The 20,696-nt window shown below is 69.1% G+C and carries 22 protein-coding genes; 7 read left to right on the top strand and 15 right to left on the bottom strand.

The window, feature by feature from the left end:
* Positions 1-5: 5 nt before the first annotated feature.
* Complete coding sequence (locus DTL70_RS10650; RefSeq protein ID WP_245979244.1) at positions 6-947, top strand: DMT family transporter; 942 nt, start codon at positions 6-8, stop codon at positions 945-947.
* Between the two features lie 62 nt (positions 948-1,009).
* Here DTL70_RS10650 and DTL70_RS10645 read toward each other — a convergent pair whose 3' ends face one another.
* From DTL70_RS10645 to DTL70_RS10605, 9 genes are all read right to left on the bottom strand, one after another.
* Positions 1,010-2,089 carry a branched-chain amino acid aminotransferase gene (locus tag DTL70_RS10645; RefSeq protein WP_220183601.1) on the bottom strand — a complete coding sequence of 360 codons (1,080 nt, stop codon included), beginning with the start codon at positions 2,087-2,089 and terminating at the stop codon, positions 1,010-1,012.
* A gap of 8 nt (positions 2,090-2,097) precedes the next feature.
* Positions 2,098-2,520 carry a cupin domain-containing protein gene (locus tag DTL70_RS10640; protein ID WP_114021631.1) on the bottom strand — a complete coding sequence of 141 codons (423 nt, stop codon included), beginning with the start codon at positions 2,518-2,520 and terminating at the stop codon, positions 2,098-2,100.
* A 61-nt stretch (positions 2,521-2,581) separates the two neighbouring features.
* The gene (locus DTL70_RS10635; protein WP_114021630.1) at positions 2,582-3,586 is read right to left on the bottom strand and encodes a class I SAM-dependent methyltransferase; all 1,005 of its coding nucleotides are present in this window, start codon (positions 3,584-3,586) and stop codon (positions 2,582-2,584) included.
* Positions 3,587-3,658: 72 nt separating this feature from the next.
* Positions 3,659-4,663 carry an L-tyrosine 3-hydroxylase gene (locus DTL70_RS10630; RefSeq protein WP_114021629.1) on the bottom strand — a complete coding sequence of 335 codons (1,005 nt, stop codon included), beginning with the start codon at positions 4,661-4,663 and terminating at the stop codon, positions 3,659-3,661.
* A 64-nt stretch (positions 4,664-4,727) separates the two neighbouring features.
* Positions 4,728-5,420 carry a type 1 glutamine amidotransferase domain-containing protein gene (locus tag DTL70_RS10625; RefSeq protein WP_114021628.1) on the bottom strand — a complete coding sequence of 231 codons (693 nt, stop codon included), beginning with the start codon at positions 5,418-5,420 and terminating at the stop codon, positions 4,728-4,730.
* Positions 5,417-6,517, bottom strand: a complete 1,101-nt coding sequence (locus DTL70_RS10620) for a cupin domain-containing protein (protein ID WP_114021627.1) — start codon at positions 6,515-6,517, stop codon at positions 5,417-5,419. Before DTL70_RS10620 ends, DTL70_RS10625 begins: the two co-directional genes overlap by 4 nt.
* Positions 6,518-6,699: 182 nt before the next feature.
* Positions 6,700-8,214, bottom strand: coding sequence for a pyridoxal phosphate-dependent decarboxylase family protein (locus tag DTL70_RS10615; protein WP_181860874.1), 1,515 nt, complete (start codon positions 8,212-8,214; stop codon positions 6,700-6,702).
* 111 nt (positions 8,215-8,325) lie between these two features.
* Complete coding sequence (locus DTL70_RS10610) at positions 8,326-8,646, bottom strand: antibiotic biosynthesis monooxygenase (RefSeq protein ID WP_114021625.1); 321 nt, start codon at positions 8,644-8,646, stop codon at positions 8,326-8,328.
* A 1,071-nt stretch (positions 8,647-9,717) separates the two neighbouring features.
* Complete coding sequence (locus DTL70_RS10605; protein ID WP_114021624.1) at positions 9,718-10,662, bottom strand: NADP-dependent oxidoreductase; 945 nt, start codon at positions 10,660-10,662, stop codon at positions 9,718-9,720.
* An 83-nt stretch (positions 10,663-10,745) separates the two neighbouring features.
* On the opposite strand from DTL70_RS10605, the gene DTL70_RS10600 reads away from it, so the two are divergent.
* Positions 10,746-11,315 (top strand): TetR/AcrR family transcriptional regulator, encoded by a 570-nt coding sequence (locus tag DTL70_RS10600; protein ID WP_114021623.1) that lies wholly within the window; start codon positions 10,746-10,748, stop codon positions 11,313-11,315.
* A gap of 169 nt (positions 11,316-11,484) precedes the next feature.
* Here the strand turns inward: DTL70_RS10600 and DTL70_RS10595 are convergent, their stop codons facing one another.
* Together DTL70_RS10595 and DTL70_RS10590 are read right to left on the bottom strand one after the other, a co-directional pair.
* Complete coding sequence (locus tag DTL70_RS10595; protein WP_245979242.1) at positions 11,485-12,156, bottom strand: chitinase; 672 nt, start codon at positions 12,154-12,156, stop codon at positions 11,485-11,487.
* 272 nt (positions 12,157-12,428) lie between these two features.
* Positions 12,429-13,358 (bottom strand): D-alanyl-D-alanine carboxypeptidase family protein, encoded by a 930-nt coding sequence (locus DTL70_RS10590; protein WP_114021622.1) that lies wholly within the window; start codon positions 13,356-13,358, stop codon positions 12,429-12,431.
* 627 nt (positions 13,359-13,985) lie between these two features.
* Between DTL70_RS10590 and DTL70_RS10585 the strand changes: the two genes are divergently transcribed.
* Together DTL70_RS10585 and DTL70_RS10580 are read left to right on the top strand one after the other, a co-directional pair.
* Positions 13,986-14,447, top strand: a complete 462-nt coding sequence (locus DTL70_RS10585; protein WP_114021621.1) for a hypothetical protein — start codon at positions 13,986-13,988, stop codon at positions 14,445-14,447.
* 270 nt (positions 14,448-14,717) lie between these two features.
* Positions 14,718-15,650 carry a DUF3048 domain-containing protein gene (locus DTL70_RS10580; protein WP_181860873.1) on the top strand — a complete coding sequence of 311 codons (933 nt, stop codon included), beginning with the start codon at positions 14,718-14,720 and terminating at the stop codon, positions 15,648-15,650.
* 65 nt (positions 15,651-15,715) lie between these two features.
* Here DTL70_RS10580 and DTL70_RS10575 read toward each other — a convergent pair whose 3' ends face one another.
* Positions 15,716-16,267: a CGNR zinc finger domain-containing protein gene (locus DTL70_RS10575; protein WP_114021619.1), complete on the bottom strand. Its 552-nt coding sequence runs from the start codon at positions 16,265-16,267 to the stop codon at positions 15,716-15,718.
* A gap of 83 nt (positions 16,268-16,350) precedes the next feature.
* On the opposite strand from DTL70_RS10575, the gene DTL70_RS10570 reads away from it, so the two are divergent.
* Positions 16,351-17,043 carry a haloacid dehalogenase type II gene (locus tag DTL70_RS10570; protein WP_114021618.1) on the top strand — a complete coding sequence of 231 codons (693 nt, stop codon included), beginning with the start codon at positions 16,351-16,353 and terminating at the stop codon, positions 17,041-17,043.
* Between the two features lie 158 nt (positions 17,044-17,201).
* Here the strand turns inward: DTL70_RS10570 and DTL70_RS10565 are convergent, their stop codons facing one another.
* A complete protein-coding gene (locus tag DTL70_RS10565) occupies positions 17,202-18,128 on the bottom strand; it encodes a hypothetical protein (RefSeq protein ID WP_114021617.1) in 927 nt (308 codons plus the stop codon).
* 263 nt (positions 18,129-18,391) lie between these two features.
* Here DTL70_RS10565 and DTL70_RS10560 point away from each other — a divergent pair, with 263 nt between their 5' ends.
* Together DTL70_RS10560 and DTL70_RS10555 are read left to right on the top strand one after the other, a co-directional pair.
* Positions 18,392-18,685 carry an ArsR/SmtB family transcription factor gene (locus DTL70_RS10560; RefSeq protein WP_114021616.1) on the top strand — a complete coding sequence of 98 codons (294 nt, stop codon included), beginning with the start codon at positions 18,392-18,394 and terminating at the stop codon, positions 18,683-18,685.
* Positions 18,682-19,068, top strand: a complete 387-nt coding sequence (locus DTL70_RS10555) for a VOC family protein (RefSeq protein WP_114021615.1) — start codon at positions 18,682-18,684, stop codon at positions 19,066-19,068. Before DTL70_RS10560 ends, DTL70_RS10555 begins: the two co-directional genes overlap by 4 nt.
* Positions 19,069-19,177: 109 nt before the next feature.
* On the opposite strand, the gene DTL70_RS10550 is transcribed toward DTL70_RS10555, so the two are convergent.
* On the bottom strand, positions 19,178-19,807 hold the full coding sequence (locus DTL70_RS10550) for a hypothetical protein (RefSeq protein ID WP_245979238.1): 630 nt from the start codon (positions 19,805-19,807) through the stop codon (positions 19,178-19,180).
* 92 nt (positions 19,808-19,899) lie between these two features.
* Positions 19,900-20,238, bottom strand: a complete 339-nt coding sequence (locus DTL70_RS34210; protein ID WP_425470344.1) for a hypothetical protein — start codon at positions 20,236-20,238, stop codon at positions 19,900-19,902.
* Positions 20,239-20,696: the final 458 nt, after the last annotated feature.

The following is a 20,696-nucleotide window of genomic DNA, read 5'->3' as shown; positions in this document are numbered from 1 at the left end:
TGGGCATGTCGTTGAAGAGCGGTTCGGCCGCTGAGCCCGGAGTGGGCACCATCGAGGTCCCGGACACAGGAAGCCGGGCCAACCCCGTGCTCATGGCCGTCGCCGGGTCGGCCTGCATCTCGGCCTCCGCCGTGTTCATGAAGCTGTCCGACACCAACGCGGGAACGGCCGCCTTCCTGCGCTGCGCCCTCGCTCTCGTCCTCCTCGTCCCGCTCGCGTGGCGCGAGGTGCGCAGGGTGGGAAGGCGCCCGATGCGCTATCAGTTGATGGACATCGGCGCCGGTGTCCTGCTCGGCGTCGACATGGTCTTCTGGGCGGCGAGCGTGCTGAACGTCGGCGCCTCCGTCTCCACGGTGCTGCTCAACATCCAGGTCGTGTTCTATCCGCTGCTCGCGCGGGTGATCTCCAGGTCGCCGCTGTCGTCCCGGTTCCTGCTGCTGGCGCCCGTGATGCTGCTCGGCGTCGCCCTCGCCAGCGGCGCGATCGGGCACGCCGAGTCGGGCAGCAACCCCGTCGCCGGTGTCGCCTACGGAACAGCGGCCGGGCTGGCCTACGCCGGGTACCTGTTCCTCATGCGACTCGGCGGTGGAAGGCAGCACTCCGTCTCTCCGGTGTGCGTCTCCACGGCAGCTGCCGCGGTGGCCGCCGGCATCATGGGAGGTCTGTGGACGGGCATCGACCTCAACCCCGGCTGGCCCGCCTGGGGTTGGCTGATCATGCTCGCGTTCATCGGACAGGTGGTGGCGTGGCTGTTCATCACGGCCGCGCTGCCGAAGCTGGCACCCAACGTCGCCGCCGCGCTGCTGCTGCTCCAGCCCGTCATGGCCTTCGGCCTCGGTCTGCTGATCGGCGAACGTCCCACCCTCACGCAGGCCGGCGGCTGCGCCTTGGTGGTCGCGGCCGTCTGGTACAACAGCCGCCCGGCCAAGGCGGCGGCTGCCGCGTGAGAGCGTGAGCGGCCGCACACGGTGCCCCGGCGGCGGGGCATCCGGGTGCGGCCGACCCGTTCTCACACCAGAGCGTGCGTCCAGTGTGGCGGCGGCTCGACGCGGCCGAACTGGATGTCCTCCACGGCGGTGCGCAACTCCACGGTGACCGGCCCGGGGGCCGGTCCCGGGAGGGTGAACTCCCCGGCGGGAGAGCGCACCGTGCCGATCCCGGTGACCACCGCGGCCGTTCCGCAGGCGAACACCTCGCGGACCCGGCCCGCCGCGGCGTCCGCCCGCCACTGGTCACGTGTGTACGGTTCCTCGGCCACCCGGTAGCCGCGTGCTTCGGCGAGTGAGATGACCGAGTCACGGGTGATACCGGGCAGGACGGAATCGGTCAGGGGCGGGGTGAGCAGGGTCCCGTCGTCGAAGACGAAGAAGATGTTCATCCCGCCGAGCTCCTCGACGTAGGACCGCTTCGCGGCGTCGAGGAAGACGACCTGGTCGCAGCCCGCCTCGGCGGCCTCCGCCTGTCCCGCCATGGCCGCGGCGTAGTTCCCGCCGCACTTGGCAGCTCCGGTGCCACCGGGCGCGGCACGGGTGTACCCGTCGCAGATCCACACCGTCATCGCAGGTGTCCCGGCGGCGAAGTGGGCGCCGGGCGGGGTGGCGATGACGCAGAACAGGTACTCGGCGGCGGGTCTGGCACCGATGCAGACCTCGGTCGCGATGAGGAACGGCCGCAGGTAGAGCGTGGATCCGGGTTCCGCCGGAAGCCAGTCGCGGTCGGCGGCGAACAGGGCCTCCACGGCACCGAGGAACAGCTCGTCCGGCACCTCGGGCATCGACAGCCTCCGGGCGGACCGGCGGAACCGGTGGGCGTTGGCGTCAGGACGGAACAGCTGCGCCCGGCCGCTGTCGGTGCGGTAGACCTTCAGCCCTTCGAAGACCTCCTGTCCGTAGTGCAGCACCGAACTGGCCGGCGACAGCGGCAGGGGACCGAACGGCTCGACCCGTGCGTCGTGCCACCCCTTGCCCTCCCGGTAGCGGACGGTGGACATGTGTTCGGTGAAGACGGTGCCGAAGGCCGGGTCGCGCAGCAGCGCGGCACGCCGGTGCGAGGGCAGACGGTCGGGCACCGCCTGCTTCGCGAAGACCACCGGAGCGCTCACCGGGCCGGCTCGGCGTCGCCGCGCGGTCCGGTCAGCAGGATCCCCAGGCAGAAGCTGCCTGGGACGGCCTTCTTGGTCACGAAGTGGTGCACGGTACCGGCCGGGATGAGCATCGCGGCGGGCGCGCTGAGTTGGTGGGTCGTGCCGTCCGTCACGACGTCGATCACGGCCGCACCGGGCTCGGGAGCCAGAAGGAGGTAGATCTCCGGCACCTCGTGGGTGTGCGGGGCCGCCACCGGCTTGTCGACCTTGTCGCTGATCTCACCGCCGGCGATCTCGAACTCCAGACCGTCGAGCAGCCCGCGGGTGAGGAGGAAGGGCGTTTGCGCGTAGTGGCCGGGCACCTGCTGGAAGACGGGCAGGTCCTGGAGGACGAGCGGACTGCCGGAGAGGGTCGAAGTGCTCGTTTCGGTGCTCATATTCACTTCCCTGGTCGGGGGCCGGAGGCGGGGTACTCCGTGGGCGAGGGCACGCCGCCGGTCAGGCGGGCGTGAGCCGGTAGACGAAGCTGAAGGCCGGGAGGTCGATCATCCGACGGTCGGCGCACCGCCACCCGCTCTCCTCCAGCACCGAGGTCCACTCGTCCAGGCTGGGCAGGAACTGGTCCATCACTCCGTGCACGGTCTCGAACCCCAGCGAGAACATGGGGTAGTCGGGCCCGGCGAGACCGGTGGAGCGGCAGGTGTCGCCCAGTACCAGGTTCTTGACGTTGGGGAAGACCGTGCGCAGACGGCGCAGAGTGCGCACGCAGTTCTCCCGGGGCCAGAAGTCGTGGCCCATCAGGAAGCACGTGACCAGGTCCACGTCCGCGTACTCCTCCCGGGGCGTGAGGTTCAGCACGTCGTCCTGCACGAGGGAGACCCGCTCTTCGAGACCCGCCTGGGCGACGGCCTCCTTCGACACGGCGATGGCGCCCTCTGCCACGTCGATGCCGATCGCGTCGATCTCAGGGCGCAGCCCGGCCAGCCACACGAGCCGGTCCGCCGAGCCGCAGCCCAGGTCGGCCACGGTCCCGATGTCGAGGTCGTCGATGAGCTCCCGGAACGGCGGGTCGAAGAACGTCCTGGCGATGTTGCGGCACGCCACGCTGATCGCGCGCGCGTCCCGGCGGACGTAGGTGCCCACCCGGTCCGCATTCTTGATCTTGGTCGGCAGGGTGGTGAACAGCTCGCCGCAGCCCCGGGTGAGCCAGTGGAAGAAGCCCTTGGTGAGGTAGGCGCTGCGGAAACCGGCGCCGGGCTTCGCCGTGGTCCGGTCGGCGTCGAGATCGACGACGTGCCGGCTGGAGAGCGCCACGACGATGGTGAGCAGCGCCTCCGGGTGCGTGTCGTGGCGCCGGGCGTAGTCCGCGATATCCACGACGCCCTGCTGCTCCAGCTCGTCCAGGAGACCGAGCTCCCAGGCCGCGCTGATCGCGGCCGAGGCGATGGCGCCGTTGAAGGTGTCGGCGCAGTAGCGTGCCTCGTCCAGTTCGGTTGTGGCCATGACTGTCAAAGCCCTTCGTGTTCGCAGAGGACGGTGTGCCAAGGGGTGGGTGCGTGACGGTGCCGGTCGGCGTCAGGAAGCGCCGCTGTCCGGCGTCGGGCCGCCGAGTTCCGCGGCTGCGGCTCCGGGGGCTCCGACGAGGGTCACCAGGTGACGGAAGGTGTCGGCGAAGGACTCCTTCAGCTCGGTGATCTCCGGTGTGCGCAGCTCGGCGGGCTCGTCGTGCGCGCTGGGCGCGTAGGACGGGTAGAGGCCGTTCGCGGTGATGTCGAGGAGGATCGCGTGCACCCTGCGCAGCAGCTGGCGCACGATCAGCTCGTAGGAGACCGGCGAGCGGGTGGTCAGGAAGATCCCGTCGTAGAGCCAGCGGCGGGTGTCGCGGGCCAGGGGCGTGACGGACGGGCGGTCGTGCGTGGTCAGCAGCAGGGAGACCCCCGTCTCCATGACCTTGGCGGCGATACCCTCGTGCACCCGGTCGTTGAGGGCGCACTCGTCCGCCAGCGCGGCGGCGGTGGCGCCCTCGCCGACCCGGATCCGCCCGCGTATGAGAGGCCGCACCGGGCCGTAGTCCTTCGCCCAGGCACCGCTGAGGTTGGCGTGCTGGCGCCCCATGGGCAGCCGGATGACGCGCTCGTAGATGTCCCGGGGCGGCGCACTGGTGTACAGCAGGATCAGCGAGAAGCAGCGGACCATGCAACGGGCCTGCTGGGAGAGCCGGTCGGCTTCCGCGGGGTCGGTCGGGGAAGAGGCCTTCTCCAGCACGGCGGCCAGCAGCTGCCACAGGCAGAACGTGGTCTGGTGGCCGGTGATCCACCGGAACCAGAAGACCCTGTCGATCTCGGGCTCGTCGGCGGGCACCATCGCCGCCGCGGTCCCGGGGTCGGCACGCCATCGTTCGACCCAGGCGCGTAACTGCGCGGAGGCGTCCTCGTGGGGGGCCGTGGCCTTCATCTCGGAGGCCGGGGGCGGATCGGTGGGCAGAGCCAGCGGCTCCAGCCCGTAGACGTGGTCGCCGAACTCCCAGGAGCCGGCGGTCGGGAGAGTGATCGGAACGGCATCGGGGTCATGCAGTCTCATCGGCACTTCCGGAAGGGGAGGCGTGTGGGGAGGGCGTGCGGCGACTGGCGCCGGCTGCCGCGCGTCAGTGACCGCGGGCGGTCATGTCCTCGACCAGCCGCCGGGCGAGCGGACCGGCGGAGGCGGGGTTCTGGCCGGTGTAGACGGCACGGTCCACGACGATGTGCTCGTCCCAGGGCTTGTCGGCCACCGAGAAGGACGCCCCGTTCTCCTTGAGCCGGTCCTCGGTCAGCCAGGGGGCGCTCTGGGCCAAACCGAACTCGGCTTCCTCGACGTTGCTGAACGCCGTCACGGCGAACCCCTCGAACAGCCAGCGCCCGTCGTCGGCCCGTGCGGGCAGGAGCGCGGCCGGCCCGTGGCAGACGGCCGCGAGAGGTCTCCCCGCCTCGAACATGCCGCGCGCCAGCGTGCCGAACGCCGCCGAGTGCGCCAGGTCCTCCATCGGGCCGTGGCCACCGGGCACGAACGCGCAGTCGAACGCTTCCGGCGCGATCTCCTCCAGCGTCAGGGGGGAGGCCAGCTCGTCGGCGAGCCCGTCCAGGTAGCTGGACCACGGCTCGATGAGGCCGGCCGGGTCCGGCGTGGGCGGCACGCCCCCCGGCGTCGCCACAGCGGTACGGAATCCCGCCTCGTGAAACGTCCGATGGGGGACGGCGAGCTCCTCGGGCCAGTACCCGCAGCGGTGCCGGGTGCCGTCTGCGAGGGTCCAGTGCTCCGCCGCGGTGACCACGAACAGGACCGAAGTGGTGGTGCTCACTGGTGGCCTCCGTTCTCCTCGAGCGGCTCCTCGACATACAGGCCCAGGCTGTTCAGCGTCGGGAAGTCGTCGAAGGAGAAGAGACAGGCGTCGTCCGAGCCGTCATCGTTGGCGTGCTCGTGCCACGCCCAGGAGGGTACGCAGAAGATGTCGTTCTGCTGCCAGTCGAAACGGCGGCCGGCCACCACGGAATGGCCGCGCCCCTTGGCCACCTGGTACACGACAGAGCCCGTGTGCCGGTGCGCGAGGGTGGCCTCACCGGGGCGCAGCAGCTGCATGTGGGCGCTCATGGTGGGCAGGACGGGACCGCCGGTGGACGGGTTGACGTACTCCATGAAGATGCCGTCGAAGGGTGACCCGTCGCTGACCCGCGCCAGAGCGTGCAACGCCTCGTAGGTCTTCTCCCAGGGGAACATCAGCAGCGGCGAGTACCGGCTCGCCCGACGGCCGTCCGGTTTCAGCATGCCGTAACCGTGCTCGTACAGGGTGGAGTTGGTGACCGGCCTGGATGTTTGCCGGCGCTCCGGAAGCAGCTCGAAGAAGTTGGCCCCCAGCGTGTCGACGAGCGGGTCGTTGGTGGCGTCCTGCCAGATCACGGGGTCGGCGTCCGCCTCCGCGCCGCTGCCGTGCTCGTGCCACAGACGGCTCGGGGTGACGACGAGATCGCGCGCGCCGACCTCCAGCCGGTCGCCCGCGATGGTGGTCCACGCGCCGTCACCCTCGATGACGAAGCGCATCGCCGACGCGGCGTGCCGGTGCGCGGTCATCGCCTCGCCGCCGTTGAGCATCTGCAACCCTGTGTAGAGGTGTCCCACGGCGGCGCCGCGCTCGGGATGCCCGGGGTTGATCAGCGAGACGACGCGCAGCGCCGCGTCGTCGCTCTTCACGAACGAGGCCGACTCCAGGGCGAACGGCCTCAGTTCGGTGTACTTCCAGTGCATGGGGACGGAGGCGGGCTTCGGCGACCAGGGCCCGGGTTCCACGGTCCACCGGGCCTCGGCGCTGAGCTTCGCCAACTGCGCGTAGAACTCCTGCCCGGCCGGCTGCTCGGACGCTGTGCCTTGCGCACCGGATTGCTCGGATACTTCTTCCGGCATGACTCGACTCCTTTCACTGCGGTTCGGAGTGACGCACTCGGTGAGCGCGGGGTGAACAGAGGGGGCTTCGCGACACGGCGGAGTAACCGGTCCGTCGAAAAACCGAGCTTCCGCGAGAGGCACGCACGGAAACGGGGATGCCGCGCGTCTGCCCGGAGATGTCACAGGTACGGAGCCGCTGCCTACGGCACGAGGTGTTCCGACTCCAGGAGGTTTCTGTGACACGCCTGCGCGGTTTTCTTCAGGAGCTCCCAGAGTCTCTCGATGTCCTCGGGGCGGGTCTGGATGTTCCCGATGGAGATGCGCAGCACATAGCCGGCCGGAATGACCGCATGGGAGAGATAGGTCTCTCCTGACCGGGAAACGGCGTCTCGGATCGACGCGTTGAGCCGGTCGTGGAACTGTCGGCGACTTTCCGGGCCCTCGCTTTCCGGGAATCCGGACACCGGTTCGTACCGCAAACACACCAGGGGAAGCACCGAGGAGGCGGCAACTGTCCAGTCCGGATGTGCGTTCGCCCGAGTCCGCAGAGTCTCCGCCATCTGAACGGAGCGCGTCAGTCGCGCCGCCAGGCCGCTTCGGCCGAACGAGCGGATGATCCACCAGAGTTTGAGCGCACGGAACTGCCGACCGAGTTGGAGGCTGTGGTTCATGTAGTCCACGGCCGACTCCTCCGGGTCGGTCCGCAGATATTCGGGAACGAGTCGGAACGTGTTGGCGAGCGCGTCTTTCCGCTTGCAGTAGAGCGCTGTGACCTCCAAGGAGGAGAACAGCACCTTGTGCGGGTTCACCACGACGGAGTCGGCCGACTCCAGAGGAGCGATATCAGGCCGGATATCCTCGACGAGTCGCCAGAATCCTCCGTAGGCGGCATCGACGTGCAGCCACAGCCCGTGCGCCCGGCACACCTCGGCGATCTCCTCCACCGGGTCGACGGCTCCGGTGGACGTCGTCCCCACGGTGGCGACCACGGCCACGGGGTGGCGACCGTGCCGCAGGTCGTCGTTTATCGCGGCGTCCAGGACGGAGGGCTGAAGCCGTTGGTTTCCGTCCGCGGGGAGCCGCACCACGTTGTCCGTACCGATACCGAGCGCGATGGCTGCTTTGTCGACGGAGTTGTGCGCCTGGTCCGAGGCGTAGACGCGCAGCGTGGGCGCGTTCTGTCCGGCGAGGCCGCGCTCCCGGATCCGGAGAGCACCCAGACTGCTGTCCCGGGCGGCGGTCAGGGCGTACAGGGTGGCCAGTGAAGCGCCGTTGACCAGCACTCCGTCGGCATCCTCGGGATAGCCCACCATCTGGGCCATCCAGCCGAGCACGGTACGCTCCACGGCCGCGGCGGCCGGCGCCGACTTCCAGACGTGGGCGTTGACGTTGAAGGTCGAGATGAGGGCGTCGGCCAGGATCGCCGGGCCGCTCGAACTGGTGGAGAAGTAGGCGTGGAAGGAGGGGTGGTGCCACAGGGTCAGATACGGGACGACACGCTGCCACGTGTCCTCCAGCATGTCCTCGAACCCGGTGGGGGAGTCCGGCAGCGGTTCGTCGATGAGGTCCTGTAACTGCCGCGCGTCGATGTCGGGCGCGACGGGTACGTCCCGGATGTTCTCCAGGTGGTTCCTTATGCGAGCCAGCAGGGCTCGACCGTTTTCTTCGAGGTCTTGGGGGTCCCAGTCCCCGTACAAACCCACGGGATCAGACACGCGTTTCCTCCAGTTGAGAAACACACTCGGGTCCGCGGTAGGTGTCCGAGCGGAAACGACAGGGGCCTTCCGTCCGTTTCCGTACGGGCTCCGCACTTGCCGTCGGGTTTCTCAGTGGTCGTGCTCGACCTCGACCGGGAGTTCCGTGAAGTATTCGATCACACGGGGCTGAGCGCAGTAGTCGGCGCAGAACTGACGGAGAAGGGGTTCCTCGGCTTCGGTGATGCGCTCGTGGGACTCCCTGCTTTCCCACGGGTACAGCATGACCACTCGGGCGGGGTCCTCCTCGCTCTGGAAGAACCGGCCGTGCGCTATCCAGCCGGGATCGCTGTGTCCGCCAGGACCGACGATCTCGTCCATTTCCTGCATGATCTTCAGCGCCTGAGTCTCCAGTCCCGCCTTCAGGAACCAGGTTTCGACAACGGTGATCACTACTTCGGTACCTCCTGTTCTGGAGCCTGCCGGGGCACAGGAAGGCCCCGGGCAGGCTTTCGAAAATGTCGGACCCGGCGTACGCGGTCCGTGTTCTCCCGCATGGCGGAGCTGGGCAGGCCGATTTCGGCATTGCGTGGAGCATTGTGCGGAGGCACTGCACCAGCAGACAGCCGACGGCCAGTGGCCGGTTTCACGGGGCGGCCACTCAACAAGTGATGCGGGGAGGTCAATTGCACGTTCGAGCACGGTCAGAGCTCGACCATGAATTGACCATAAGAGCCGTGGCACCCCCTGACAAGTGCGCCCCCGGGCAAGCCCCGAGCCTCGCGCCATGCGTCCAGGCGGAAGAGTATGCACGGAGGCGTACATTCCCTGGTCGGCGTCGCTCGCCAAGTCCCGGTTCGCGCGCGGCGCGACAATAGAGGACACCGCATGTGATCCTCGTCACACTGCATATCTTGGTTCGGTCCAGAAATTGAATTCTGGAGCACATCTCTGGCGGCGGGCGCGGTGCTCCCTATCCGGCGCGATTGCTGTGGTCGGCGTGTTGTATGCGCTGTTTCGGGAGAGGGGAAATGCGTGTTGCTCGAGGTGTTGGTGATGTGTGGGGGAGGCGTTTGGTGTCGTTTGGCGGGAGGAGTCAACGAGGCGGCCGCGTAGGCGAGTTGAGAGTGCGGCGCGCCTCTCGGCCGCGGTGCGGAGACTCGGTTGATGCGAGGTGAAGTCCGGTGGGCGCGAGCTGAACGACGCCCGCGCGTTCTCCGAGGTGCGTGCGGTCGCTCTCCTCGTGTCGCCGCCGGCTGCCAGAGTGGCTGACGCGGGCGGAGCCGGTCCGCGAGCCGGGCCGTGTCACAGCGGCGTGCCACCGCTGTGACACGGCGAGTTCGGCGCCGGTGGGTGGTGCGGGCGACGCGCGAGCACGTAGCCGCGGAATCCCGCCGAAGCGGCGACGAGGTTGCTCGGTGCTCGGTGCTCAGCTGTCTCCTGGCCGGCACCTGCCATTCGGCGCTCGGCATCCGGCACGTGTCGCTCAACGCCCGCTCCCGGCGGGTGGAGCGTGGCTCGGGTTCAGTGAGGGTCAGGCCGCAGCGTGAGCACGACCTTGCCGTGGACGTGGCGCGCGGCTTGCAGTGCCACGGCATCGCGGGTCTGCTCGATCGGGAAGGTCGCGGCGATCGGTACGGTGACCGTGCCGGCGAGGAGCGCGTCGGCGATCCGTGCCATGGCATCCGGACTCGCGTCGAAACCACCGGTTGCGCGGGCACCGCCGGGAGGATGAGGGCCCGCGGCGATGGTGGAGATCCGCTCGGGCGGCACGCCGAGCGCGAGCGCGGTCTCGGCCGTTTCGGTGCCGAACAGGTCGGTCGCCGCGGTCACGCCCTCCGGAGCCAGGGCCCGTACCCGGTCTGCCAGCCCGGGACCGTAGGTCACGGGCTCGGCGCCGAACCTGCGCAGAAACGCGAACGTGCCCTGCGAGGCGGTCCCGATCACGTCGGCGCCGGCGAGCTTCGCGAGTTGAACGGCGAACACGCCCACGCCGCCCGCGGCGCCGCCGACCAGGACGGTGTCGCCGGACCGCAGGTCGATCGCGGCCAACGCGGCGGCGGCGGTCAGGCCGGCCACCGGAAGCGTGGCCGCCACCTCGTCGCTGATTCCCTCCGGCGTGTGCCAGAGCGGCTCGGTCACCTCGGTGGGCGTCCCGACCACCACGAAATCGGCAACGGCCCTGCCCTGCGCGCCGCCGTGGACGCGGTCCCCCACGGCGAACCCCGTGGCACCGGCGCCGACCTCGTCGACAACACCGGCGAAGTCGTACCCGAAGCCGGACGGCAGGCTGATGCCGAACTGCGCCGCGAGCTCGGGCTGCGCGGCGATGCTCCAGTCCATGGGGTTCAGTCCGGCGGCCGTGACACGGACGCGGACCTCGCCCGGTCCGGCGTGGGGTTCGGGGACCTCCCGCAGCTCCAGCACTTCGGGGCCACCGAACGTCTCGTAGACAACTGCCCGGCTCATGTGTACCTCCAGTGGACCAGTGACGGGACTTGGTCCCATCACCGTACCCGAGTGACGGCACCAAGTCCCGTAGGCTTGTCCCCATGGCCCGCTGGCAGCCCCACGCACCCGAGCGACTGCTCGTCGCCGCGCTCGAACTGTTCGAGGAACGGGGATACGAGAACACGACGGTCGTCGAGATCACCGAGCGCGCCGGGCTGACGAAGAGCACCTTCTTCCGGCACTTCCCGGACAAGAGGGAGGTGCTCTTCGGGGGAGGCGCGATGACCGGGCTGCTCAGGGAGGGGATCGAGGCGGCGCCGGCCGGAGCCGGCCCCCTCGAAACGGTGGCGCATGCTCTGGACGCGATCGGCAGGCAGGCCTTCACCTCCGAGCGCCGCGAATTCAGCGCCCGGAGGTCGGCGGTGATCGCCACCAACCCGGAACTGCGCGAACGCGAGGCGCTGAAGGAACTCGGCCTCATCGCGGCGATGACCGACGCTCTCAAGCACCGCGGGGTTCCCGACCTGACGGCGCGCGTGACCGCCGAACTCGGCGCGCTCGCCTGGAAGATCGCCTACGAGCGCTGGAGGGACACGTCCGGTCGCGCCGACTTCGCCGAACTCGCGCGACGGGCACTCGCCGAGGTGCGTGCGGCCAGTGCGTCGTGCTGACGCCGGGTTCGGGGACGGGTGCGTCGCCCTGACGCCGGGCTCGGGGGAAGGCGCCTCGTGCTGACGCCGGGTTCGGGGGCAGGTGCGGCCCAGGCCGGGTGGGCCGGCCTGGGCCGCGTAAGGGTGTCAGATCCGGAGCCCTCGCGGAGTTCGCCGCGGGGGTGGCCGCTCAGCAGCTCAGGTTGTCACCCGGGGGCACTCCCAGTACCTGGGTGAACTCCTTGTACTTGTCGATCCGGCTCTGGACCTGGCCGGGGTTGCCGCCGTCGCATTCGAGGGTGCCGTTGATCGAGCGGATCGTCTCGCCGAAGCCCGCGCCGTTGACCATGGCGTCGTGCGCGGTCATGGTGCCGGGACCGGTCTGGGTGTTCCAGTACCACAGCGCGGTCTTCCAGGAGACCGCGGCATCCCGCTCCACGAGGTACGGGTCGTTGAGCAGATCGATGCCGAGGGCGTCCCCGGCGGCCTTGTAGTTGAAGTTCCAGCTGAGCTGGATGGGGCCGCGGCCGTAGTAGGCGGCCTGCCCGGCGGGGCAGCCGTACGGCTGGTTGGCGTCGCAGTAGTGCGGGTAATTGCTCTGGTCCTGTTCCACGACGTGGACCAGGCCGCCTGTCTCGTGGCTGACGTTGGCCAGGAACGCGGCGGCTTCCTGCTTCTTGACGGTGTCGCTGCCGGTGTTGGCGAACGCCGGGTAGGCGTCCAGTGCTGCCGTGAGACCGCTGTAGGTGTAGAACGAGTTCCGGCCCGGGAACATCTGGTTGAACTGGGCCTCGCTCACCACGAACTCGGCGGCGGAGGCCTTTCGTGACTGCGCCGGGGCTGCCTGAGAAGTTGTGGGCATGACAAACCATAGGGCGCATCCGACCGCCAGAGCGGTCAGCAGCGCCATGATGCGTCGCTTCGACACGGGCGCACTCCTCGCTTGTAGGGGGCGCACGGAACTCAACAGCATTGGTCTGTACCAAGTCAAGAGGCCGTGACGGCGGGAGGAGAGGGGATGCGTCCGTGTGAGCCGGGGCGGGCGGGGGTGCGGCCGGCCCGGTCCGGCTCTCCGCCACGGCGACGGGCCCGGTCGCTCGGCGACCGGGCCCGTCGTACTGCGGCTACCGCGTGTCAGTCGCTCTGGGCGTCCGACGGCAGCTTGCGTATCTTCATGTCCTTCGCGTCATCGGCGCCGAAGCCGTAGTCCAGCAGCTTCGCGGCGTCCTCGTAGCGGTCCTTGCTGTTCAGCACGGTACCGACGAGGGTCTTGCCGTCCCGCTCGCCCGCGAACACCAGGCACTCGCCCGCCTTGCTGGTCGTGCCGGTCTTGATGCCGACGACGCCCTTGTACGAGCCGAGGAGCTGGTTGGTGTTGTTCCAGGTGTAGTAGCGCGTGCGGCCGTTGGCTGCCGGCGCCTCGCCCTCGTACTCCTTGGTCTTGACGATCTTGCGGAAGGTGGCGTTCTTCATGGCGTGCTGGGCGAGCTTCGCCAGGTCCTTCGGAGTGCTGGAGTCGCCACCCGTGCCGTCGAAGGTGTCGAACTTCGTCTTGCCGAGGTTGAGCGCGTGGCCCTTCGCGTTCATGTCGACGACGAACGACTGCACCCGCTGAGCCCTGGTGGCGCCCTGCCCGAAGGTGTCGGCGAGGGCGTAGGCGGCGTCCGCGCCCGACGGCAGCAGGGCCGCGTAGAGGAGCTGACGGATGGTGAGCTTGTCGCCGGTCTGGAGATCCGCCGTGCTGGCGTGGTGCTCGGCGACGTAGTCGCGGTAGGCCTGCTGGACGGGAACCTTGCGGTCCAGGTCGACGTTCTTCTTGTCGAGGATCATGGAGGCGACCATGATCTTCACGGTGCTGGCCATGGCGCGGTCGTCGTTCACGTTCTTGCCGAAGAGTGACTCGCCCTTGTCGTTGATCAGGGAGGCACCCTTGGCCGTGAGCTTGGGCGGAGGCGTGTCGGAGGCGTTCGATGTGGTGCCCCAGGCGATGAGCGGGGCGGCCGCGAGAACTGCGCCTCCGGCGACAGCGGCGACCGTCTTGCGTGCGGTCAGGATTCTTGCCATGGAGAAATACTCCGTTGGACGTGTTGTCGAACTGTGGTCATGTGAACGCGAGCCCGGGTATCCCGTGTCTCGGGTCCGGGCTCGCGACGCCCGACCCGCGGGACACGGGTGCCCCTGTGATGCTCGTGTCGGACATCCGTGTTGATGACCCGTTCCACGGAAAAGTTCACGGTGACGCGGGAAAAGATCTGCGTGCCCGGAGGTCGGGTTCAGCGAGCCCCGTAGGACCTGCGCGGGTCACACGCCGTAGGCATCGGGGGGTCTCCCATACCGCCGTGTCGACCTCGTGGACGTGCCGAGTGACGGGCGGGAAGGCCCGGCCCCATGGCCCCTCCCGCACGTGGGGCATCACGGGAACTGTTCGGCTGCGCCCGTGTTGGTGAGCGTCGAGGATCTTCTCGAATTGCTGATCAACCAGTTGTCACAGTAGCCGATGTTGAACAGTTCAACGAATTCGAGCTGGGTCGGCTGTGCGCCGCGCACCGTGGGTGCGTTGGCCGGATTCGTGCGCAACCTCGTATGTCCGAGGATGACCGGATCCGGGCTGCCTGGTGTGCTGTGTCACGGTCACACGAGCGCCACCGGTGACGTCTCGTCAGGCGGTGGCGACAACGGGAGGGGAAGCACATGAAGAGCGGAAGGAAACTGGGCGCGGCCGCGGCCGTCGGCACGCTGATGGCCGGTCTGACGCTGGGTGTGACCAGCTCGGCCACCGCCGCGCAGGACGATCTGAGCGAGGTGCGAGCGACGGTCTCCGCGGTGATGGGCGACCGGGTCGAGGGGCGTCGGATCAACGCGACGACGCTGGACTACAACGGTTTCACCGCGAGGAAGGCGGTGTCCGGGCAGGCACTGAACTGCGAGTACGAGCACCTGTGCATGGAGGTCCGCGGTACGGAGTTCTCGTTCTACACCTGCGGGAAGTGGAACGTGACCAACTGGTGGGGCTCCGGCCCCTACATCAACAACCAGACGAGCGGCACCGTCGCCCGCTTCTACGGTAAGAACGGCAATCAGCTCTGGAAGTCCACCGCCTACGACTCCGGCACGGCGGACTGGGCCCCTGTCTGGTCACTGAGCCCCTGCTGAGCAGCGCGTCGTCACGTGCCGCCGTCCCGCCCAGCACCGCGTCGGGGCGGCGGTGGCCGCTTTCTTCGCACACCAGGACCGTGCTGATGAGGTATTGACGACGCGACACGCGCTGGATGAGGTTGGGCCTCCCCACACCATCCCCCCACGGGAGGCCAGTTCATGACCGGCAGCTCCACCCCACAGAATCCCGCGCCCGGCCCCCGGAGGTCGCGGAGTACGCGAGCGACGTCGCGCGCCCGCGGCCGGCGGCTCCGCGTGGTCGCCGCGTTGGCCGTTGTCGGGGGGCTGACGGGGACCGTCACGTCGTCCGCCTCGTTCGCCGCCGACGACGGTGCCCGTGCCCCTTCGACGCGGCGGGAAGCCGCCTTCACCTCCCCCTTCACAGGTCTTCCCGCCGAGAAGAACCCCGTGCTCGCGGTGAAGATCGACAATCACGAGGACGCGCGTCCGCAGACAGCGCTGGAGGATGCCGACATCGTCGGCGTGGAGAAGGTCGAGGGCGGGCTGGGACGGCTGTTCGCCATCTACTCCAGCCACTACCCCGAGACCCTGGGCCCGGTGCGCAGCGCGCGTGAGTACAACGTCGAGCAGATGCGCATGTTCCAGCGGCCCGCACTCGCCTACTCGGGCGCACGGGAGGGGGTCGTGGACAAGATCAAGAAGTCACCTCTGTACGGCGTCTCGCACGACGACCACCCCGACGCCTACGAGCGCGGCGGGGACCACGAGCCACCGCACAACCTCTACGGTCACCCGGACAAGATCCTCGCGAAGGCCCCGGGAGCGAGCGAGGCCGACGACATCGGCTTCCGCTTCGGCGCGGAACCCGGCGGCGGTACTCCCACCGAGGGGCGGACGGTCGACTACGGCTCTTCCAGCGTCTCCTTCGCCTGGTCGTCCGAGGAGGACCGCTGGCTGGCGTCCTTCGACGGCGCACCGGCGAAGGGCACGTCCGGGCGGCTGCTCGGCGGCAAGACCGTGATCATCCAGAAGACGGACATGCCACCGGACTCCAGCGGCGAGACGCCGTACATCGAGACGGTGGGCAGTGGCGAGGCGACCGTACTGCGCGACGGCAAGGCGTTCGAGACCAAATGGCAGCGCACGAGCGCGACGGGGGACACCACGTACACGCTCTCGAACGGCGAGCGGATGCCCTTCGACCCCGGGCAGGTCTGGCTCGTCTACCAGGAGCGCTGACACCTCACCTCGGGCCGCCGCACCGGCGCACGGGCCCGAGCCGAGCGGGGTGCCACGTCGGGTGTTCACGGCGTGGCACCCCGCGCGCCTCGTCTGCGAGTCCGGTACGCAGCGGCCTTGACGCGGTTGCCGCACTCGTCCATCCCGCACCAGGTGCGCCGTGCGCCCCGGGAGCGGTCGAGGTAGATACGTGTGCAGTCGGCGCCGCCACACTCCTTGATGTTGGCATGGGGGTCGGCGAGCAGGGCGATTCCGCTTCTGGCCAGGTGCGAGAGCGCTGCGAGGAGATCCCCCGAGACACGCAGCCCGGCGTCGCTGAGCTCGACCGTGGGAAGCGGTCCTGCGGCCGCGGCGTTGACGCTCTCAAGGCTTCCCCGGTCGAAGGGCCGCCCGAGTACCCGGTCGAGCGCAAGGCGGTAGAGGGCCTCCCGCAGCGCCAGAGCCGACTGGAAACCCGCGGCGTCGGCGGTGACACCGTCGGGCAGTTCGTCACATCGGGCCACCCACCGTTCGAGGTCTGCGGGCGTGGCCAGAGCGTCGAGGGGATCACTGCGGCGAGACGCCACGGTGCCGGCGAGATCGAGGACCGGGTTGCCACTCACGAACGCGAAGTACACGTCACCATCTTGACCGGTGACGAACCTGACGGCAAGCTCGTCACCGGTTGAACCGGTGACGCCACCACACACGGGGGGAAGCAGTGGCCGAGTTGTCCGGCATCGAGGTCGTCGTCTTCGACGTCCTCGGAACGCTCGTCGACGAACCCAGCGGGCTCCGAGCGGCCCTTCGCGACGCTGTGCCCGCGGCCGACGACGCGGCGGCCGACGAACTGCTCACCTTGTGGCGGCGGCGCCGTGAACGCGAGGAGCAGCGCATCGGCCAAGGAGACCGCACGTACGCCAACACCGAGGTCATCGACGCGGAAGCCGCGCAACAGGCGGCCGGCCGAGCCGGACTCACCGACCCGGCGGTGATCGCCCGGCTGGCCACGGCTGGTCAGCGACTGCCTCCCTGGGACGACTCCGTCGCCGGGCTCGCGCGGCTCGCGCAGCGGTTCCCCGTCCTCGGACTCTCCAACGCCAGTCGCACCGCTCTGCTGCGACTCAACGCGCATGCCGGCCTGCGCTGGCACCAGACACTGTCCGCCGAAGCCGTCCCGGCCTACAAGCCGTCGCCCCGGGTCTACCAACTCGCCGTCGAGGCCGCCGGCTGCCCACCGGAGCGCGTCCTCATGGTGGCCGCTCACGCGTGGGACCTGCGCGCCGCCCGAACGAGCGGAATGCGAACCGCCTACGTTCACCGCCCGTCCGGCGACCCACCGAAGCCTTCCGACACCTTCGACCAGCACTTCAACGGACTGCACGAACTGGTCGCCACCCTGGTGCGAAGTTAGCCGACGTGCCTGTCACGTTTCGCAGGCGTCCGTGCCGCTCTCGCGGAGAACTTCCGCGAGCGCGGCCAACTCGGGACGCGCCGGTCGCCGCCCCGCCCGGGGAGTCGCGGCGCGCACATCGCCGACGACCCGCGGAAGATGGCCCTGATAGACGCTGCTTACGAGGCAGCCTCCTCTCCCGCCTGAAGGCGAGCGCCCCATGGCCGGTAGGGGACAGGTCGGCCGGTGTGTGCGTCGAGCAGGACGCGGTCGCCCACGGGCCGGCTCAGCTGCACCGTCACCTGCTGCAGCACGGCTTGCTTGGTGCAGAGGCCGGCCCGTCGCCCCCTGACGGAGGCGGACAGCACCACGCTGCCGGACGTCTCCGTCACGTCCACCACGGCGCCGTCGTCGCAGGCGCCGTGCGAGGCGATCACGGTCACCGCTCGCGCGTCGACAGCAGAGCGCACCAGGCCGCCGAGCCGCGTGGACGGTCCCGCGACCGGCTCGACCGGTGACCGGGGGAGTCCGGAGGCGGTGACGGCAGCCTGCTTGAGCGGAGTGTCGTAGCCCCTCAGGCTGAACAGCCAGGCGGGGACCGTAGCAGGACCGCGGCTGGTGACCACGGTCATCTCTCCGAGCTTCGCGCCGGTCACCGTCAGCCGCGGCTTTGCGCCGGAACGGACCAGGGCCCCGTACGACTCTTTTGCTGCCTCCAGGGGCCGGGTGAGCGCTCTGCCTTCGGCAAAAGCAACCTGGCCTTCCTTTGCCCCGGTGGGGGGCAACTTGCCGCGCAGAGCGAAACTTCGGTCCCGATAGGCCTGCCTGTCGTCCTTGGTGTGCAGGCCTTCCCGCGGCGGCTGGGTGATCTCGTCCGTCGGGTGGTAGCCGGCGCGCCACGCGACAGCAGCGCTCGATCCGTCCCAGGCGGCGGCGACCTGCCGGGCACGGTGTGCCCGCACCTGTCTGCTCTCGTCGTCCGCCTCCCGCGTGCTGCCACCGTTGGTTTCCCGACCACCGCAACCGGCGGCCAGGGCGCCCAGACCGACGACGGACAAGACGAGCACCGCGACCAGGCAACGGGAACGCGACGGTCTGGCCCGCATATGACCTCCCGAAAGGGGATGAGCGCACCGCTCACTGGTATGACGTGGCCTGTCCGGCGAGAGTTCCCTCAGGGTGGCCGACCCACGCGGGCGGGTCTTCGAACCCGACCGGTCCGGCTTCCGCGCTGTGCCTCCTCACGAGGGCTCGGGACTGTCGCCGGTTACGGCGATCGAGTGGTCGGGCGGGTCGTGGCGCCGGCTGCCAGACGGCGGTGAAGCACCGGGCTTGATAGGCAAGTCGTTGCTTGCCTATCGTGTGGGGCATGGCAGAGGATGTCTTCAAGGCACTGGCCGACCCCACCCGCCGGCACATCCTTGACGAGCTGACGGAGCGGGACGGTCAAACCCTGTTCGAGATCTGCGCACGGCTGGTGACCAAGCACGGTCTCGCGCTGTCCCGCCAGGCGATCAGCCAGCATCTGGCGGTGCTGGAATCCGCGGGGCTGGTCCACTCGCGCCGCCAGGGCCGCTACAAGTTCCACGACCTGAACACCGAACCCCTTGAGTGCATCGTCACCCGATGGCTCAGGCCCGATGCACCGGGAGAGCACCTATGAGGATCCATCTCACCAGCGTCTTCGTCGACGACCAGGAGCAGGCTCTGCGCTTCTACACCGAGGTGCTGGGTTTCGTGACGAAGCATGATGTTCCGCTGGGTTCCGACCGGTGGCTGACCGTGGTCTCGCCGGAGGACCCCGAAGGGACCGAGTTGCTGCTCGAACCGTCCGGTCACCCCGCGGTCCAGCCGTACAAGACGGCGCTGGTCCGGGACGGCATCCCGGCCGCGTCCTTCGCGGTGGGCGACGTGCGAGCGGAATGCGAGAGGCTGCGCGGGCTCGGTGTGCGCTTCACCCAGGAGCCGCTGGAGATGGGCCCGGTCACCACAGCGGTCCTGGACGACACCGTCGGCAACCTGATCCAGATCATGCACAGCAGGTGAGGTGGTCCACGGCCCCTGCCGAGGGCTGGCACCGTGCCGAGGCCTCTGACGCCGGAGCGGAGGCCATCGGCACGGTTGCCTGCCACCAGGCGGGCCGAAGTTGGGGTAGTCAGCCTATGTCGAGGGCGAAGTCGGTCACATACCAGGCATCGTCGATCTTCGAGGACGTCATGTTGACGTCCAGTTGCCCTTCTTTCACGCCGGACGAGTTGGACACGATGACCTTGTCGAGACTCTTTCCGTCGATGGTGACCTTGTCGGCCGGGACCACCGCCTTCCCACCGGTGGCCGGGGTCTTGGCGACCTCCACCTGAGGGTCGCTGGGCGGCGGCTTGGGTGAGAACGACTCGCGGAACCTTCCGAGGTTCTCCCGCATCTTGCGCACCTCGGGATCGTCACTGTTGCACCGTGACGGGGAGCCGACCTGTGCGGGCGAGGAGCCGGACGCCGGCTCCGCCATCACCAGGCAGGCCTTCTTCGGCTGCCCCTTGACGACCGCGGTGACCCACGCGGCGACCGCCTCCTCGGCCGAGGACTGGCGGGTGTTCGAGGGCGGCGGCGTCGCCGCGTCGTCCTTCTTCTCCTCCTTGGGCCGGTCCGCGGACGAGCCGTCCGCGGCCGGCTTCTTCTCACCGGAATCCGAGTCGCTCGAACACCCGGTGACCCCCACGACCATCGCCGCCAGCGCGGCGCAGGCTATCCAACCGAAGGGCCTCTTCCGGTAAGTGTCTGTCTTCACTCTGGTGATCCTTCTCATCTGCGTCATTGCGTCATGCGCGCTGTATACGTCATATGCGTCGGTGCGTTGTCGAAGCCTCTCCGACCGAGACATCACACCAGACGTGCAAACGGACTGAGCAGCCGAACGGTTTCATACCCAGGCCATGTCCGTCCGGAAGATCGAGGCGCACGTGGTGCGCCCCTACCCTGCGCCCACGGCTTCACGCTGTGGATGCCCTCCAGCATGTTCCGCATCGCCATGCGGAAGGTCTCTGCATGGTGGTCGCCGAGGAAGGAGGTGCGTCCGAACACCTCCAGGACGACGAGGCCGTGCATCTGCCCCCGTACTTCCTCCGCTCGTTCGGCTGCGCGGGCATCGGCGGCGTCGTCATCGCGGCCGTCGGCGTGGACCGCGAGGTCTTCGTCACCAGTCGGATCAAGGAACTCCACGAGACGACGACCCCGCTACTCCGCTCCTCACGCGATTCCGGTCATGGATCCCGCGTCGCGGGCGCCCGCCTCCGCTCAGGGAGGTGGGCCTTACCTGTGCGGGAGGGGAGGGGCGAGGGGTCATGTGACCTGAGTCACTCAAGGGTGCTCTTGGCGTCGGCGCATCCGGCGTGTCACGATTTCCGCACGCCTTCCCTGCCCGAAAACAGCCCGCGAGGCACTGTCCGAGCAGTTGAAGTCCCTTCCCCCGAAGGGCAGGCGCAAGTCCCCGCCGACGTTCTCTGTCGGGCCGGGCGTTGCCACGAACGCTTCCTTCGCGTTGTTCTCCCGTTATCGGGCCGACCATGGCCGACCCGTCCAGCCGGTCGCCCTGAGGACCTGCCGGTCTGAGGATCTGTCGGCATGAGGTCCTGTCAGTCTGCCCCTCGTCCGACTGCCCGCCTCCGCGCGGCGGGTAC

Source organism: Streptomyces diacarni (assembly GCF_003323715.1).
In the GTDB taxonomy this organism is placed as follows: Bacteria; Actinomycetota; Actinomycetes; order Streptomycetales; family Streptomycetaceae; genus Streptomyces; species Streptomyces diacarni.
Note: the sequence above shows the minus strand (reverse complement) of the source record. Positions and strands in the feature narration are given on the sequence as shown.